This window comes from Bradyrhizobium sp. NAS80.1 (assembly GCF_001908205.1).
Taxonomy (GTDB): Bacteria; Pseudomonadota; Alphaproteobacteria; order Rhizobiales; family Xanthobacteraceae; genus Bradyrhizobium.
Genome location: NZ_LGHL01000098.1, coordinates 1 through 15789, shown reverse-complemented (window position 1 = coordinate 15789; position 15789 = coordinate 1). Strand labels below are relative to the sequence as shown.

General features: G+C 63.5%; 15 protein-coding genes. 4 read left to right on the top strand and 11 right to left on the bottom strand.

The genetic code is table 11. The annotated features are described in order from the left end of the window. Positions 1 to 19 precede the first annotated feature (19 nt). The 6 genes from AC629_RS21985 to deoC all read right to left on the bottom strand — a co-directional run bounded on the left by AC629_RS21985 (position 20) and on the right by deoC (position 6710). On the bottom strand, positions 20 to 1057 hold the full coding sequence (locus tag AC629_RS21985; RefSeq protein WP_084807069.1) for a carbohydrate ABC transporter permease: 1038 nt from the start codon (positions 1055 to 1057) through the stop codon (positions 20 to 22). After that, positions 1054 to 1929 carry a carbohydrate ABC transporter permease gene (locus tag AC629_RS21980; protein WP_084807068.1) on the bottom strand — a complete coding sequence of 292 codons (876 nt, stop codon included), beginning with the start codon at positions 1927 to 1929 and terminating at the stop codon, positions 1054 to 1056. Before AC629_RS21980 ends, AC629_RS21985 begins: the two co-directional genes overlap by 4 nt. Then, the gene (rbsK, locus tag AC629_RS21975; protein ID WP_084807067.1) at positions 1926 to 2858 is read right to left on the bottom strand and encodes a ribokinase; all 933 of its coding nucleotides are present in this window, start codon (positions 2856 to 2858) and stop codon (positions 1926 to 1928) included. Before rbsK ends, AC629_RS21980 begins: the two co-directional genes overlap by 4 nt. A 2-nt stretch (positions 2859 to 2860) precedes the next feature. Beyond that, entirely contained in the window at positions 2861 to 3319 is a 459-nt protein-coding gene (locus AC629_RS21970; RefSeq protein ID WP_084807066.1) for an RbsD/FucU family protein, read from the bottom strand. Positions 3320 to 3399: 80 nt separating this feature from the next. Next, the gene (locus tag AC629_RS21965; RefSeq protein ID WP_084807121.1) at positions 3400 to 5784 is read right to left on the bottom strand and encodes an aldehyde dehydrogenase family protein; all 2385 of its coding nucleotides are present in this window, start codon (positions 5782 to 5784) and stop codon (positions 3400 to 3402) included. A gap of 8 nt (positions 5785 to 5792) precedes the next feature. Continuing rightward, on the bottom strand, positions 5793 to 6710 hold the full coding sequence (gene deoC, locus AC629_RS21960; RefSeq protein WP_245331961.1) for a deoxyribose-phosphate aldolase: 918 nt from the start codon (positions 6708 to 6710) through the stop codon (positions 5793 to 5795). Between the two features lie 353 nt (positions 6711 to 7063). Between deoC and AC629_RS21955 the strand changes: the two genes are divergently transcribed. Both AC629_RS21955 and AC629_RS48915 read left to right on the top strand, forming a co-directional pair. Next, a complete protein-coding gene (locus AC629_RS21955; RefSeq protein ID WP_245331960.1) occupies positions 7064 to 7684 on the top strand; it encodes a DeoR family transcriptional regulator in 621 nt (206 codons plus the stop codon). Continuing rightward, positions 7572 to 7859 carry a DeoR/GlpR family DNA-binding transcription regulator gene (locus tag AC629_RS48915; RefSeq protein WP_245331959.1) on the top strand — a complete coding sequence of 96 codons (288 nt, stop codon included), beginning with the start codon at positions 7572 to 7574 and terminating at the stop codon, positions 7857 to 7859. The genes AC629_RS21955 and AC629_RS48915 overlap by 113 nt, the downstream gene beginning before the upstream one ends. Positions 7860 to 7946: 87 nt before the next feature. On the opposite strand, the gene AC629_RS21950 is transcribed toward AC629_RS48915, so the two are convergent. From AC629_RS21950 to AC629_RS50650, 5 genes are all read right to left on the bottom strand, one after another. Next, positions 7947 to 9098 carry a substrate-binding domain-containing protein gene (locus tag AC629_RS21950; protein WP_084807064.1) on the bottom strand — a complete coding sequence of 384 codons (1152 nt, stop codon included), beginning with the start codon at positions 9096 to 9098 and terminating at the stop codon, positions 7947 to 7949. Between the two features lie 98 nt (positions 9099 to 9196). Continuing rightward, entirely contained in the window at positions 9197 to 10192 is a 996-nt protein-coding gene (locus AC629_RS21945) for an ABC transporter permease (RefSeq protein ID WP_084807063.1), read from the bottom strand. Then, a complete protein-coding gene (locus AC629_RS21940; protein ID WP_084807062.1) occupies positions 10189 to 11778 on the bottom strand; it encodes a sugar ABC transporter ATP-binding protein in 1590 nt (529 codons plus the stop codon). The genes AC629_RS21945 and AC629_RS21940 overlap by 4 nt, the downstream gene beginning before the upstream one ends. Positions 11779 to 11923: 145 nt before the next feature. Continuing rightward, positions 11924 to 13504: a DNA polymerase IV gene (dinB, locus tag AC629_RS21935; RefSeq protein WP_502693048.1), complete on the bottom strand. Its 1581-nt coding sequence runs from the start codon at positions 13502 to 13504 to the stop codon at positions 11924 to 11926. After that, a complete protein-coding gene (locus AC629_RS50650; RefSeq protein WP_502693047.1) occupies positions 13501 to 13788 on the bottom strand; it encodes a DUF6538 domain-containing protein in 288 nt (95 codons plus the stop codon). The genes dinB and AC629_RS50650 overlap by 4 nt, the downstream gene beginning before the upstream one ends. A gap of 669 nt (positions 13789 to 14457) precedes the next feature. Here AC629_RS50650 and AC629_RS21925 point away from each other — a divergent pair. Next, positions 14458 to 15072 (top strand): hypothetical protein, encoded by a 615-nt coding sequence (locus tag AC629_RS21925; RefSeq protein ID WP_084807059.1) that lies wholly within the window; start codon positions 14458 to 14460, stop codon positions 15070 to 15072. A 441-nt stretch (positions 15073 to 15513) separates the two neighbouring features. Further along, a partial coding sequence (locus tag AC629_RS21920; RefSeq protein WP_210419088.1) for an acetamidase/formamidase family protein occupies positions 15514 to 15789 on the top strand: 276 nt, incomplete at its 3' end.

The following is a 15789-nucleotide window of genomic DNA, read 5'->3' as shown; positions in this document are numbered from 1 at the left end:
TCCTCCCTACGAAAGCTTTCTATTTGATCGCGCCGAGCAAGAGGCCCGAGCGCATCATGCGGCCGAGCAAGCCCGCCATGATCATCATCGGAATGATGGCGACGAGGGCCGCAGCCGAAATCGCCCACCATTCATCGCCGCGCTGGCTGTTCTGTCCCGCCACCAGAATCGGAAGCGTCTGCCATCTGGAGTTGGTCAGGAACAGCGCGAACAGGAACTCGTTCCAGACGAAGGCCAGCGTGATCATGAAGGTCGCCAGTAGCCCGTTCATCGACATCGGCACGACAATGCCGACGAAGATGCGCCAGCTCGGCACGTTGTCGACCATCGCCGCCTCTTCCACTTCGATCGGCACGGCTTCGAAGAAATCACGCATCAGCCAGACGACGATCGGCAGCGAGAACGCGACGTAGCACAGCGTCAGGCCGACATAGCTGTCGATGAGCTGGAACCCCAAGCGCCCGATCTCGCTATAGAGCAGATAGAGCGCAAAGGCGGTGACGATCGGCGGAAACATGCGCTGGCTGACGAACCAGAAGAGAATATCCTCATTGCCGAGGATCGGACCGGGCAATGGCAGGCGGTTGACCACGACCGACGCGATGAGCGCGACGGGAAACGCCAGCAGCAACGCCTGCGGCCGGGTGAAGCCGAGCGTGTTGTTGAAGACCAGATAGCCGCCGAGCGCGAGCAGGAAAAACACAAGGCCGGCGCCAAGGCGAACCTTGAATTCAAAACGCACCAGCGCATATGCCGCCATCGCACCGATCGCGGTCGCGATCGCCGCCGCCGACAGGCCCACAATGGTCGAGTTCAGGAACGTCCGGAAGAACTCACCGCGGATCCCCTGATAGAGGTCGATGAAGGGCTGCAAGGTCGGCGTGAAGTCGATGAACGGCAGATAGGTGGGGCCGCCGACCACGCCCGGCGGCGTCTTGAACGCCGTCACCACCACCCAATAGAGCGGAAACACCGTGATTAGGCACCACGCCAGGCAGCCGATCGCAACCAGCCGGCGTCCCCACGGCGACAATCCCGTCAGCGCGCGCGCGCTCATCGGCGTTTCTCCAGATGCGGCCGCAGCAGCGCCAGATAGGTCACGCCGATGATCGTGATGGCGACCAGGAACAGGAAGCTCAGCGCCGAGGTGTAGCCGAGATTGAACTTCTTGAAGCCTTCCTGATAGGCGAACAGGGTCAGCGTCTCTGTGTCGACGCCCGGTCCACCACCGGTCATGACGAAGACGGTGTCCATGATCTTGTAGCTCTCGATCAGGCGGATGAAGACGACCGCGGCCGATATCGGCAACATCATCGGGAACGTGATCCCCCAGAACTGCTGCCAGCCGCTGGCGTTCTCGAGCTCGGCCGCCTCGTAGACGTCCTCCGGCAGGGTCTGCAGGCCTGCCAGCAGCATCAGGATCACGAACGGCGTCCACTGCCAGATCTCGACCGCGATGATGCAGGCGAGCGCCCAACGCCCGTTGGTCAGAAATGGCAGGTTGGCGAGGCCGAACTGGGTCAGGAACTGGTTGAGCGGCCCCATCGTCGGATTGAAGATCATGCGCGCAACCAGCGCGACCGCGACCGGCGCCAGCAGCATCGGCAGCAGCAGCGCGACACGAAACAGCCGCTCGCCCGGCACGCGCGCATTCAAGGCCAGCGCCACTGAGAATCCGATCGCGTACTGCAACGCGACCGATATGAACGCGATCAGCGTCGTCGTGAGGATCGCGTTCCAGAAGCGCGGCTCCTGCAACAGCGATACATAGTTGCCAAGCCAGACCACGCGCGGCGGAATCGGCGGAATCAAGCGGTAGCTGAGGAAGCTGGTGGTCAGCGAATAGATCAACGGAAAGATCGAGATCGCAAGCACGACGAGCACGGCCGGCCAGATGAAGACGTGCTTGATCGGATCATTCCGCATCATGTGGCGGCATGCTCCTTCAGGAGCGATTCGATCTCCGCGCGCTGCGGCATCGCGGGCGCGGTGCCGGCGCGCGTCACGGAAATCCCAGCCGTCGCCGAACCGAAACGAACGGCCTCGAGCGGATCCGCGCCACTGGCGAGCGCCGCGGCGAAACCGCCGACGAATGCATCGCCGGCTCCGGCGGTTTCCACCACCTTGCCGGCGGCAAAGGGCGGGACATGGATCGAACGATCGCGCGCGTGGAACAGCGCGCCGCGCTCGCCGAGCGTGATCAACGCGGTTCCAGCCCCCTTGGCGAGAAGCGCGTCGCCGGCGCGGCGGGCGGCCGCAAGGTCTCTCACGGCAATGCCGGTCAAGGTTTCGGCTTCGGTCTCATTGGGCACCACGTAGTCGCTGAGCGCGAACAGCTCGCTATCGACCGCCATGGCCGGCGCAGGATTGAACACCGTGATAGAGCCGGCGCTGCGTGCCATTTCGAGCCCGCGACGCGCGGCATCCACGGGCTGCTCGAGCTGGGTCACGAACACGCGGCTTCCGCGGATCGCATCCGCCGCCGCATCGATATCCGCCGGGCATAGATGGGTGGCCGCACCGGGCACCACGATGATGGCGTTGTCACCGCGGGTCTCGTGGACATAGATGAATGCTGCTCCGGTCGGCGCTGTCGTCCGTGTCACCCGCGGCGAAATCCCCTCGGCCTCCCAGGTCTTCATCGCAAGCTCGCCAAAGGCGTCGCTGCCGATCCGCGAGATGAAGGTCACGCTGGCGCCGGCGCGCGCGGCCGCAACCGCCTGGTTCGATCCCTTGCCGCCCGGCCCCATCGCGAAACCCGAGCCGGCGATGGTCTCGCCGATCGCCGGCAGGTTGCCGGCGCGGAAAGCCAGGTCGACGACGAAAACGCCGAGGACGGCAACGCCTGTCTTGCCCATGGTCACAGTCCTCCCTCCGGCGGGATGACGCCTTTCGTGAACAGGAAGCAGCCGTAGAAGCGGCGCTCGCCGGTCGCGATCACGCAATAGGCGCCCTTCGCCTTTTCATAGAAGGCGTGACGCTCGACGCCGACCAGCGGCCATGATTTCCCTTCGGCGCGGTCGACCGCGGCCTGCACCTCGCGCTGGACCGGCGGCACTTCCTGCGGCTGTCCGACGATCTCCATGCGGATCGCCGCATCATCGACGAAGGTGTCGAGCGGCAGCACCGAGAGCACCGCGTCGACCGCTCTTGCAGCGCTGACATTGTCGATGCGAAGCAACCGGCCGAGGACGGTCTGGCGCGCGATCGAGTCAGCCGGAAAATTGGTGTCGCAGATGACCAGCCGATCGCCGTGCCCCATGGCCCGCAAGGCATACAGCACGTCGGCATTGAGCAACGGATCAATGGTCTTCAGCATTTTGCCTCCCTTCGTCCCTTCGGTTGGTCCGGGCTCTGGTGGCCCGGATCTGCAGCCGGCGTCACCGCGCGGCGGTATCTCTAGTCTCCATAGGGAATCCATATGTTCTTCACCTGCACCGCATGACGAAGCAGGATCGGGCCCTCGCAGGCAGCGCGATCGTTCCAGTCGGGCGCCAGGCCATGGTCGACTAGCGTGCGCTTGAGATTGCCGACGGACAGCCGCTCGGCGGCTGCCGAGGCCTCCTTCGAACCGAACACCCAGAGTGCATCGACATCGTCGTGTTCGGCGAGGACCCTCACGAGACCGTTGCGGCTACCGGTGACGATGTTGACGACGCCCGCAGGCACGTCCGACGTCTCCAGCACCTGGTAGAAATCGGTCGCCGCGAGCGGATGGCGCTCGCTCGGAACAACGACAACCCGATTGCCCACCGCGATCAGGGGCGCGACCAGGCTGATGAAGGCAAGCAGCGGCGCCTCATCGGGACAGGCAACACCGACGACGCCGATCGGCTCGTGCATCGCGAGCGCAACGCCGCGCAGCGGCGGCGTATGAACGGCGCCCTCGTACTTGTCGGCCCAGGCGCCATAGCTAAACAGCCGCTCAACGCTTGCGTCGACCTCCGCTTTGGCCCTGGCGTTCGGCAGTCCGGTCATGGCAGCGATGCGCGTCCCCAACTCGTCGCGGCGCGTCGAAAGGTTCTCGGCAAGGTAGTAGAGGATTTGGGCGCGATTGTGCGCCGTCGACTTCGGCCATGCTTCCGCGGCGCGCGCGGCGGCAACCGCGTTGCGGATGTCCTTGCGATTGCCTTCGCCGACTTCGCCGAGGTGTTTGCCCTTCGGCGACAGCACGGCACGGGCGTAATTGCCGTCGGGCCGCGCCTGCTTGCCGCCGATGTAGAGCTTTGCCGTCCGATCGATCGGCGGAATCTCGAAGCCAGAGCCGGCGGTCGGGCCGGACGGCACCGGCGATTCGGGTCCCAGCTTGCGCTGACTCCAGGCCTTGGGCTTGAGATACTCGTAGATGCCTTCGCGGCCGCCTTCCCGGCCGAAGCCGGATTCGCGATAGCCGCCAAAGCCGACGCCGGCATCGAACAGGTTGGTGGCGTTGATCCAGACCACGCCGGCGAGCAGCTTGGGCGCGATGTCGAGCGCCAGCCCGATCGTCTCGCTCCACACGCTGGCGGCAAGGCCATAGCGGGTATTGTTGGCGAGCATCACGGCTTCATCCGGGGTCCGGAACGTCATTGCGACCAGCACCGGACCGAAGATTTCCTCAATCGCAACCGTCGACGAAGGCTGCACGTTCCACAGCAGCGTCGGCGGATAGAAGCATCCCTGCTGCGGCAGCGCGGCGGCAGCCTGATATTTCTCGGCGCCCTCCTTCACCCCCGTCTCGACCAGCGATTTGATCCGCTCGAGTTGCACCGGCGCGACCACCGCGCCCATGTCGATCGCCTTGTCGAGCGGCGAGCCGACGCGCAGCGTCTCCATGCGACGGATCAGGCGCTTGCGGAACGTCTCTGCGATCCCTTCCTGAACCAGCAGGCGCGAACCCGCGCAGCAGACCTGCCCCTGGTTGAACCAGATGGCGTCGACCACGCCTTCGATCGCACCGTCGATGTCGGCATCGTCGAAGACGATAAAGGGCGACTTGCCGCCGAGCTCGAGCGTCAACGACTTGCCGGAACCTGCGGTCGCCTGCCGGATCAGGCGCCCCACCTCGGTCGATCCGGTGAAGGCGATCTTGTCGACGCCGGGATGATCCACCAACGACGCACCCGTCGTGCCATCACCGGTCACGATATTCAGCACGCCGGGCGGCAGCCCGGCTTGCGCGGAAAGTTCGGCGAACAGCAGCGCCGTGAGCGAGGTGAACTCGGCGGGCTTCAGCACCACCGTATTGCCCATCGCGAGCGCCGGCGCGATCTTCCACGCCAGCATCAGCAACGGGAAATTCCAGGGAATGATCTGGCCGACGACGCCGAGCGGCACGTGATCGGCGAGCTCGCGCTCCTGCAACTGTGCCCAGCCGGCGTGGTGCAGGAAGTGGCGCGCGGCAAGCGGCACGTCGAGGTCACGCGTTTCCCGCAACGGCTTGCCGTTGTCGATGGCTTCCAGCACCGCGAACAGCCTGGAATGCCGCTGTAACATCCGCGCCAGTGCGTAGATATGGCGCGCGCGGCCATGGCCACCGAGCCCCGCCCAGAGCGGCTGCGCCTTGCGCGCAGCGGCAACGGCCGCCTCGACGTCGGCTGCGGACCCCTGTGCAATCCGGGCCAGCGTATTGCCATTGGCGGGTTCGATCGTAGTGAGGTGCTTGCCGTTCTTCGGCGCGACGAACTCGCCACCGATGAAATGGCCAAACACCGCGCCGTGTTTCTTCAGCCAGGCGCGCACCTCGCCGTCCGCCTCGGGCGCGGGACCATAGTCCATGGTCTCGTAATAATGTGCGACGCTCATATCCGGCTTCATCCCACGGGGTGACGGTTGAAGGCCGAATAGCGGCCGGTGACGTGATGCTCGAGCTGGCGTTCGATGTCGGCGAGCAGGCTCGAGGCGCCGATGCGGAGCAGATCCGGCTCGAGCCAGTCGCGCCCGAGCTCCTCCTTCATCAGGAACTGGTAGTTGAGCACGTCCTTCGCCGTCGAGATTCCGCCGGCGGGCTTGAAGCCGACCTTGTAACCGGTGCGCTCCTGATAAGCGCGGATCATCCGCAGCATGACCAGCGTCACCGGCAGCGTCGCATTGACGCCTTCCTTGCCGGTGGAGGTCTTGATGAAGTCCGCACCCGCCATCATACAGACCATCGACGCCTTGGCGACGTTGCGCAGCGTCTTGAGATCGCCGGTAGCCAGGATGGTCTTGAGATGCGCTTCGCCACAGGCGGCGCGAAACTCCTTCACCTCCCGGTAAAGGGCTTGCCAGTCGCGCTTCAGCACGTGCTCACGGGTGATAACGACGTCGATTTCGCTCGCGCCGTCCCGTACCGATGCGTCGATCTCCCTGAGCTTGAGGTCGTGGGGCACCAGACCTGCCGGGAAACCGGTCGAGACCGCTGCAACCGGGATGCCGGATCCTTCGAGCGCCTCGACTGCGGTTGCGACGAAGCGATGATAGACGCAGACCGCGCCGGTGTGCACGATGCGGTCAGCAAATCCGAGCGCATCAAGGATGTCGGCTCGCACCGGGGCCCTCGCCTTGGCGCAGAGTCGCTTCACCCGTCCGGCGGTGTCATCACCGCTCAGCGTGGTGAGGTCGATGCATGCAACGGCCTTCAGCAGCCAGGCGGCCTGCGCATCGTTCTTCACCGTGCGCCTGCCGGACAGACTCGAAACGCGGCGCTCGGCGGCGGAGAGGTTGATGCGGATATCGTCGACCCAATCCATTTCCAGCTCGCAACCCTCGTTGCGCGGAACGGATCCCGCATGGACGTCCCGCGGATTGGGAGAGCGAAACGGCGCAGCGGCCGGGCTCGGTATCAATGCACTCTGCGACATCAAACGTCACACCCGTCCTAGCGAATCGATCGCGCGGCCACGTACAGTGCCTGTCTCGATTGCAACACTTGCTCCTCCCGGACCCGGTTCGAGGCGTTTGCCGTCCGTTGACGTCGAATCGAACCAGCCGATCGTCACGGATTGCGGAAACAGCGCCGAAGCGTAATGTTATGATTCTAACATTTGCCGTTTCAGAAATCACACTATTGTAAGATCGCTGTCAACCGGATAGATAACGAGAAATGGCTGAACTATCGAGTGCACGCCGAAGCGAGACACGCGCGCAGCGCCTGTTGAGGCTCCGACGCGCTGTGGAAACCGGCGGTGCGCTGCATCTGAGGGGAGCAGCCGAACTGCTGAACGTGTCGGAAATGACGGTACGGCGCGACCTCGCCGGCTCCGAGACCGCGCTTGCGCTGCTCGGCGGCTATGTCGTGAATGCGACCTCGCCGACCGGAATCAAATATGCCTTCGAGCAAGAGATCGACCAGCATACGCAGGACAAGCGACTTGCCTGCCGCTCCGCCGCCGCGTCGATCACGGCCGGCGACACGATCTTCATCGACTGCGGAACTACGATGCAGTCGCTCGCGGACTGCCTGCCAGAGGATCTGCCGCTCTCAGTGATCTGCTATTCGATGAACGTCGCCGCGATCGTCACGCGGCGGCCGATGACGCAGGTCATGCTGATGGGGGGGGCTGTACCACCCCTCATCGCAATCCTTTTCCTCCGAGGAAGGCCTTTCCTATTTGCGCAAGCTCGGCATCAACAAGGCATTCATCTCTGCGGGCGGCGTGCATCCGGCGCGCGGCGCGAGCTGTTCCAACTTCCACGAGATCGCTGTCAAGCAGGCCGCGATTGAGACCGCGATGGAATGCATCCTGGTGGCCGACGCCAGCAAGCTCGGCAGCCTCAAGCCCGCGTTCTTTGCCAATCTCGACGCCTTCTCGCGGATCATCATCGGCGGCTCCGTCTCCAGCGAGATGCGCAAGCTGTTCAAGAGCCTCCCGGTCGAATACGCGCGAAAGGCTGATTAATCCGCGTGGCGGCCGGCGAAGTTCGCCGGCCCGGGCCGATATGGCGATGCGCGACCCGTGAGCCGGATCGCGCGTCTTGATCCCCGATCAGTTACACGCGGGCTTCGCCTTGTTGCAGGCGTCGACCAGTCCGGCGGGCGGCTCCTTCTTGAACACGGTCTGGTAGGATTCCAGCACGTTCGACTGCACCACCGGCAGCGACTGCACGCCGATCCAGGCCGGTGTCGTCTTCCCGATCAGCGCGTTCATCATGGCCATGGCCTCCGCCACGCCTTGATCATAGGGGCGCTGCGAGCCCGTCGCCTTCAACGGACCGCCCTTCGCGATCTCGATCGCCGACTGCAGACCGAGATCGACGGTCGTCACGGGAATATCGATGCCCTGCGCGCGCATCGAGCTCAGCGTGTCGAGGGCCGGCTGGTCCCACACCGCGAACAATCCCTTGACGTCGGGATTGCCGGTCAGGAAGTCGCCGGCGATCTGCGAGACCTTCGGCGGGTCGGTGAAGTCGACCTGCTTCATCTTGATGTCCGGCCGGTTCTTCGCCATCCACTCCCTGACGCCCTTGGTCCGTTCGTTGGTGCTGAAGTAATCAACACCAAAGTTGACCAGGCCGATGGTGCCGCCCTGCGGGATGCAGGACGCCAGGATCTGCGCGGCGATCTGGCCGTTGCCCTGGCTGTCCGCGGAAACCATCGATGCATATTCCTCGGGATGCTTGAGACCCGTCGGGATGCTGTCCATCAGAACGAGCTTGATGCCGGCCTTGGCGATCTTCTTGTAGGTTGGCGCGGTCGCGGTGAAATCGACCGGGATCGAGATGATGCCGTCTGGGTGCTGCTGGATCGTGTTTTCGATGTCGGCGATCTGCTTGTCGACCTGATACTCGGCCGACGCCACGCCGGTGACGGTCACGCCGTATTTCTTCAGAGTGTCCGTGATGCCCTGGATCTGAAGCTGCGACCAGTCGAGGTTGACCGTCTGCATGGAAATGCCGACCTTGAAGTGACCGGCCTTCACCTTCGCGGCGTCGGCTTCCGAGAGCGCAAGCGCATCGGGCGATGCGGCCTTTTCGCCGTGTGGTCCCTGGCCGATGATCGATTTCGGTCCAAGCGTTGCCAGATCCACGCCCTTGACGCAGGTCGCGGGCACTTCAGCGGCCGCCGAAGTGGCGATGGAGACCGCGGCAGCTAGGATGGATGCAGTCAGCACCGGCCGTTGTCGCGAGATGAGTTTCATTGTTTCCTCCCGTCTTCCCTCTTGATCGCCAGTTCACTGGGGTCGGCGACCTTGCCCCGTAGACGCCGCACGCAAGCTCGTGCAGCGCCGGATTCCGGCTAGCGCTTCGTGAAGGCGACAGCGGCAATGATGATCGCACCCTTGATGACCAGCTGCATCGGCGAGCTGACGCCGAGCAGCACCAGGCCATTGTTGAGCGTGCCGATGATCAGGCTGCCCAGCAGCGTCCCCAGGATGAAGCCGCGGCCGCCGAACAGGCTACAGCCGCCGAGGATCACAGACGCAATGACGTCGAGCTCCATACCCTGGACCACATCGGGCCGCGCCGCGTGCGACCTTGCCGAGAGCACCAGCGCGGCAAGACCGGCAAGCATGCCCGTCAGCACGAAGGCGAGCGTCGTCACCTGCCTGGTACGAATGCCCGAATAGAGCGCCGCGGTCGGGTTGCCGCCGACCGCATAGATGCGCCGCCCGAAGATGTTGTAGTGCAGCAGCAGGATGCCCACGATCGTCGACGCCAGCGTCCAGGCGATCGGTGCCGGCACGCCGAGGAACGAGCCCTCTCCGAAAATTGCAAAGTAGGTTTCGTTGGTGATGATCACCGGCTTGGTGTTGGTGACCATCATCGCAAGCCCGCGCGCCATGCTCAGCGTGCCGAGCGTCACCAGGAACGACGGAATCGCCAGCTGCGTGGTCAGGATGCCGTTGAGCAGCCCGACGAGCGCCCCGGTGCCGAGCCCGGCGACCGCTCCCACGATCCAGTGATTATGGACGTTGGCCATCGCGAGCGCCGCCGCCATGCCCGACAGCGCCAGCGTCGACGCCACCGACAGGTCGATCTGCCGGGCGATGATGATGAAGGTCATGCCGACGGCAACGATCGACACCAGCGTCGTTTGCCGACCGATATTCATGAAGTTGTCGACCGACAGGAACCAGGGCGAACTCAGGCTGAAGACGATCAGGAGGACAACGAAGGCGATGTAGAGCATGTAGGGCCGCTCGCCACGCAGCAGCACCTGTAACAGCTTCTGCAGGCGGTTCGGTGCAGGCGTCGACAGCGCGGTGATACGGGACGCGATGAGGTCGATCATGCTGACAACTCGTATGGCGGACGTTGGTCCTCGGCCTGGGTTAGCTGAAGCAGGTGATGGAGCTCCTCGGCATTGGCGATGGCGCCGCGCGACAGCGTCGTGACGATGCGGCCTTCGACAACGAGGGAAATCCGGTCACAGAGCAGAAGCAGTTCGGCAAGGTCGGAGGAGACGACGAGCACGCCGGCACCGGCGCCCGCCGCGTTTCGGATCACGCTGTAGATTTCCTCGCGCGCGCCGACGTCGACGCCGACGGTCGGCTCATCGAGCAGCAGCACGCGCGGCGGCGGATTGCTCCATTTTGCGAAGACGACCTTCTGCTGGTTGCCGCCCGACAGCGTCTTGACCAGGCTGGACGGTCCCGGTGCCTTGACGGCGAGCTTGCGAATGACGGTGGCAGCGTCCTTGGCCGCCGCGCCCTGCTGCATCCACCCCCAACGCGCGAACCGGCGAAGGCGCGCCAGCGCGACATTGCGTTCGATCGAATGCTCGAGGATCAGCCCCTGCACGTGGCGGTCTTCGGGCACAAGCGCGATGCCCTGCTCGATCGCTTCGGTCGGCGTCCTCAGCGGCTGCGGCTGGCCGTCGACCGCGATCTCTCCGCTCTCGACGCGGCGCAGGCCGAAAATTGTCTCCAGGATTTCCGTGCGCCCGCTGCCGATCAATCCCGCAAGGCCATGGATTTCCCCCTTGGAGACGGTCAGGTCCACGCCGGAGAGCCGGTCGTTGGAAACCCGGAAGAGCGAAATCGCCGGCGCCGGCTTCCCGGCGAGGACTGCCGAAGCCACAGGCTCAGGCGTTGCGGTCTGGTCCGCGTGGCCTGGACCAACGATCGCGGCGACCAGGCGCTTCATATCGGTTTCCGGAGTGACAAAGGTGCCGACATTGGCGCCATCGCGAAGCACCGTCACCCGCTGCGAGATCTGGAAAACCTCATCCAACCGATGGGTCACGTAGATCACGCCGACACCGCGGCTCGTCACCCTGGCGATTGCATCGAACAGCACCTGCACCTCGTCGCTGGTCAGCGACGAGGTGGGCTCATCGAGAATCAGCACGCGCGCGTCGCCCATCAGCGCCTTCGAGATTTCCGTCATCTGCCGATAGGCAAAGGGCAGCGAGCCGACGATGGCGCGGGGATCGAGTTGAATGCCGTGCCGCTTCAGGAACGCACCGGCCTCGGCCATCAGCTTCTGCTTTCTGAGAAAGCCGAAGCGCGTGAGCGGCTCGCGCCCGAGCATCATGTTGGCGGCGACGCTCAAGGATTCGACCAGGCTCAGATCCTGGTAGACGACCGCGATGCCGGCTGCGCGAGACTTCGCCGGGCCGTCGAAGGCAACAGGCTGGCCGGCGATCTCGATCGTGCCGCTGTCGCAGGCATGCACGCCGCTGAGGATCTTGATGAGGGTGGATTTCCCGGCGCCGTTCTCTCCCAACAGCGCATGTACTTCTCCGGGCCGAACCTCCAGGCTCACGCCGCGCAAGGCACGCACGCCGCCGAAATTTTTCGTGACGCCCTCGACCCTGACCAGCGGCTCCGTTGGCCGGATCGCCGCCGCCTCTGCATTTGGCTGCGGCCGAAACATGCGACCTTCGCCCTCCCCTTCGTGATAGCATTGTAACATTACTGATAGTCTTGTCACTTTTAATGTTATTTTTCTATCACAACCAGACAGGTGTCAATGGCCGGCGGCCCGGCGCGCCGGGTGGTCGATCCCCTGACTGTTGCGGTTACAGCTCCTTTTCGGCGAGCGTGCGAAACTCGTCCGGCACCGAACGGGAGAGACCGAGCGCCGCTGAGCCGTATCCGATCGCATCCCATCCGAAGCGATCCCGGATCTTGTCGATGGCACAGTCTGCCGCCCAACGCGCCATGCCCTGCCTGCTGCCGGGGCGGCGTACTTCATCTTCAAGTCCAAGCGGAAGCTCCAGCTCCAGATCCCAATGCTCCTCAAGATGCGACACGGAGATCGCGAGCAACGAGATGGTCCTTTCGTTCGGATGATCTGCAAGGATCGCGCGTACCAATTGCTCAGCGAGCCTGGCGAGGATCAGCGTGGCCGAGATCGGCGCGTCGAGCGTGACCGAGCGCGTGACCGAGTGCAGATCGGCAAAGCGGACGCGGACCGTCACGGTTCGGCCGGGCCTCGACTTCGCCCGGAGGCGCGTGGCGACGCGGTCTGCAAGATGAAGCAGGGTCGGACGAATGATGCGTTCGACGGCAGGTTTCCTGCCGATCGCGGACTGCGCGCCTGCCGACTGGGCCCGTCGGTGAGGCTTGAGCTGCCGCGGGTCGCGATTCCACGCCAGCGCCGCGAGCTTGTCGCCTGCAGCAGGGCCGAGCAGCCGCTCGAGCGCCCGCTCTGACGTCCTTGCCAGCTGGCCGATCGTCAGCACGCCGATCTCGGCGAGCCGTGCCTTCGTGACCGGCCCCACGCCCCACATCAGCTCGACATCCAGTTGGTGCAGGAATTCCAGCTCAGTGTCGGGGTCGACGACCATCAATCCGTCGGGCTTGGCCACCTGCGAGGCGACCTTCGCCAGATGCTTGGTGCGTGCGACCCCCACCGAGATTGGAAGGCCAAGCTCGGTGCGCACGCGCCGGCGGATTGCCGTTGCAATCTCGGCCGGCGTGCCGAAGAGGCGCGTGCAGCCAGCAACGTCGGCAAAGGCCTCGTCGATCGAGATCCGCTCGACGAGCGGCGTGAAATCGCCGATCACCTCGATCGCGGCATCACCCAACCGCTGATAGTCCTTGAAATGGCCGTCGACAAAAATCAGTTGCGGACAAAGCTCGTGCGCCCGGCGGCCCGGCATGCCGCCATGGACGCCGAACGCCTTTGCTTCGTAGGACGCGGCCAGCACGACCCCGCCACCGACGGCGATGGGTTTGCCGCGTAATGAAGGGTCGAGCAATTGCTCCACCGAGGCATAGAAAGCGTCCAGGTCCGCATGAAGGATGGTTGCTGCTGTTGCCATCCCGATCGTTCGCCCGTGGCACTTGGCCCAAACCTGACGGCACAATTGACGCGAGAACAAAATAAGAACATACTGCAGGTCGGTCAACCGGGAATTTGAGCATGTCGGCCGTTTCAAGCGCGCTTTCAGTACCTGATCAGCTGGATGCAGCTGCCGACCAGGTGATCGCGGCGTGCGACGGCGACGTTCGTGCGGCTGTCCGCGCACTGATCGTTGCCAAGGGACTTCTGGAAGCGGAATTGAGGGACGCATGCGCAGCGACCACGAAACGATCCGCTCGCGGCCGAATTGGTCGGAGTAAACCGGGCGCCTGATTTGCGTGGCGAGCTTCAACGCGTTCGCAAAAGCACCACGCAGTTCAAGAACGGCGAAGCCTGACCTCGACTCCAGGCGGTCTTGTCGACCTTGGTATGAAACGCGTCGACATCCTTGCGAGACCGAGCCTGGCCTAGGCGAGTTTCCAGATCGAGTTGAGCGGCCATACGGCGCGCCGTCACACGGCTCGTCGTCTTCAGGCTCAGAAAAAGATGCGGACAGGGAAGCAAACTGGCAAGCGACCGCGGAGGACGGCGGCGCCAGTAATACACAGCATTCCTCCGAAAAATATGCGCAACCATGGTCACAACACCTGTGCAGCAGTGATGTGTCGCAGAGCTGTGCAGCAACTCCCCAGCCAGGCCGGTTTCGTCAGCAATTTCAGGGGACGCGGAGCGTCTGGCTGACGATGCAGTGCTGATCGCACCCGTCTCCGGCCAAAATTCCCTGCAAACAGGGATTTTTTCAGGGAATTATGCATTCTGGGACCTAAGAACGAGCTTCCGTCAGCAAGAAACCCCTGTGCGGCAGACGTTTTTTACGGAATTCCCCAATCGAGCTAGCAGGGAATAAATTTCGAAGAACAGGAAATTCTTATCTGCCAGCACGGAAGACTTGCCGCTAGAACGTCCTTCTGAATGAATACTTTTCTCTGTAATTTACTCGCCGCTGAGAGCGCTGCCCGATTGCCCCGGCGTGTTGCGGCTCAATGGCCTCCTTGCCGATATCCTGTGTTCCTTGGCTCGCACGACGTGCGATTTATTACCGGGGAAACCGTCCACGCCAACGGCGGGCTGTATTGTGGTGACGGCCTTGGTCGCCGCCACAACGTCAGGGATGCGGCTCCACGGCCCCGCGGTCAAAAGCGCGACCTCCTGTGACTCACCAGCGGCTGCATGATTTTCGGCCGGAATATTAGGCTACCGTTGGGGTTAGAGAAACAACGCCGCCCAACAATCCGGGAGGTCATCGTGGTCGACAAATTCCTCCGTGTGCTCGCAGCCGTAGGCTTCGCCCTTTTCTCCTTTGCGCAGCCTGCAACCGCCCAGGACACGATGCGCATCCGCGGCATGGTTGAGCGCATCGAGGGTCCGATTTTTATCGTCAAGACCCGCGACGGATCGGAAGTGAAGCTGACAGTCACCGATAGGCCGCTGTTCGTCGTAATCGTCCCGGGCAAAATGAGCGATATCAAACCAGGGATGTTCGTCGGCTCAGCGGGAATGATGCAGGGGGACGGCAGTCAAAAGGCGATCGAGGTCCATATCTTTCCCGAATCGATGCGCGGCACCGGTGAGGGGCACTACGACTGGGATCTCCTGCCGAAAAGCAAGATGACCAACGGCAACGTCGAGCAGGCCGTGACCGGCGTGGACGGACCGGTGCTGTCGGTCAAGTACAAAGACGGCGAGAAAAAACTTGTCGTGACGCCGCAAACGGTGGTGGTGACGTACGAGATGGGGAAGCGGGAAGAAATCCAGCCAGGTACCAAGATCTTTGTCGCCGCCGCCAAGAAGCAGGCCGACGGCACATTTCAGACGCCGAGGATTACGTATGGCAGAAACGGCGAAGGCCCGGCTTTCTGAAGCAACGGGCTGAACGCGAGCATACCGCTGAGTCTTGCGTGGTCGAACTGGCCGTAAACCTCAGGACAAAAGAAACGCTCAGTCTTGTCGTGCCGCCTTCGTTGTTGGCGCGTGTCAGTGAGATGATCGAACGATCATGGTATTGCTGCGGCGCATTAGTCCGTTCTTGGCGCCAGGAGCTGCCCTCCCCGCCAAGTCGCAGTTTGACCGAGTCTGCCCCGGAACGGACGAATGACACCAGCCTACGAGTCGGGGGGTGAAGAGTTCGAATCTGTTCGGGCGCGCCTTTCGTTGGCGCAAATTCTGACAATTCGGCTGACCCATTCGCCAAACTTGACTTGCCTAGTGCCCCGAATAGATTGCGAGCTTTTCCGCGGGCACGCGCAGGTGGTCTGACCGGAATGAGACGCGCGGGCAGCGGGTCATCAGGGAGGACATCCAATGACGTCCAGACCCGTTTGGATGATGCCGGTCGTCAGCATGCTGCTGGTGGCCAGTTGGGGCGGCGCGTGGGCGGATACCAGTGACGTCAAGGCCCCCGCCCCGGTGATCGTGGGAAAGTCTGGCAAGCACTGCAAGGACGATCCGCATTGCTTTAATCGGTATCATTTCGCAATCAAGCCCGTCGCCCGCGTAAATCCCGAGCAGCTCTTTGTACTCGAAACGCGCGATGCGCTCGATTCCGACCTCACCTTCGATTCAACGGCGCAGGATGTG

Coding starts and splice junctions, on each gene's coding strand:
- AC629_RS21950 (WP_084807064.1), bottom strand. CDS start 9,098: ATGAAACTCATCTCGCGACAACGGCCGGTGCTGACTGCATCCATCCTA.
- AC629_RS21970 (WP_084807066.1), bottom strand. CDS start 3,319: ATGCTGAAGACCATTGATCCGTTGCTCAATGCCGACGTGCTGTATGCC.
- AC629_RS21980 (WP_084807068.1), bottom strand. CDS start 1,929: ATGATGCGGAATGATCCGATCAAGCACGTCTTCATCTGGCCGGCCGTG.
- AC629_RS21955 (WP_245331960.1), top strand. CDS start 7,064: ATGGCTGAACTATCGAGTGCACGCCGAAGCGAGACACGCGCGCAGCGC.
- AC629_RS50650 (WP_502693047.1), bottom strand. CDS start 13,788: ATGGTTGCGCATATTTTTCGGAGGAATGCTGTGTATTACTGGCGCCGC.
- deoC (WP_245331961.1), bottom strand. CDS start 6,710: ATGGATTGGGTCGACGATATCCGCATCAACCTCTCCGCCGCCGAGCGC.
- AC629_RS21985 (WP_084807069.1), bottom strand. CDS start 1,057: ATGAGCGCGCGCGCGCTGACGGGATTGTCGCCGTGGGGACGCCGGCTG.
- AC629_RS21945 (WP_084807063.1), bottom strand. CDS start 10,192: ATGATCGACCTCATCGCGTCCCGTATCACCGCGCTGTCGACGCCTGCA.
- AC629_RS21940 (WP_084807062.1), bottom strand. CDS start 11,778: ATGTTTCGGCCGCAGCCAAATGCAGAGGCGGCGGCGATCCGGCCAACG.
- AC629_RS21965 (WP_084807121.1), bottom strand. CDS start 5,784: ATGAGCGTCGCACATTATTACGAGACCATGGACTATGGTCCCGCGCCC.
- rbsK (WP_084807067.1), bottom strand. CDS start 2,858: ATGGGCAAGACAGGCGTTGCCGTCCTCGGCGTTTTCGTCGTCGACCTG.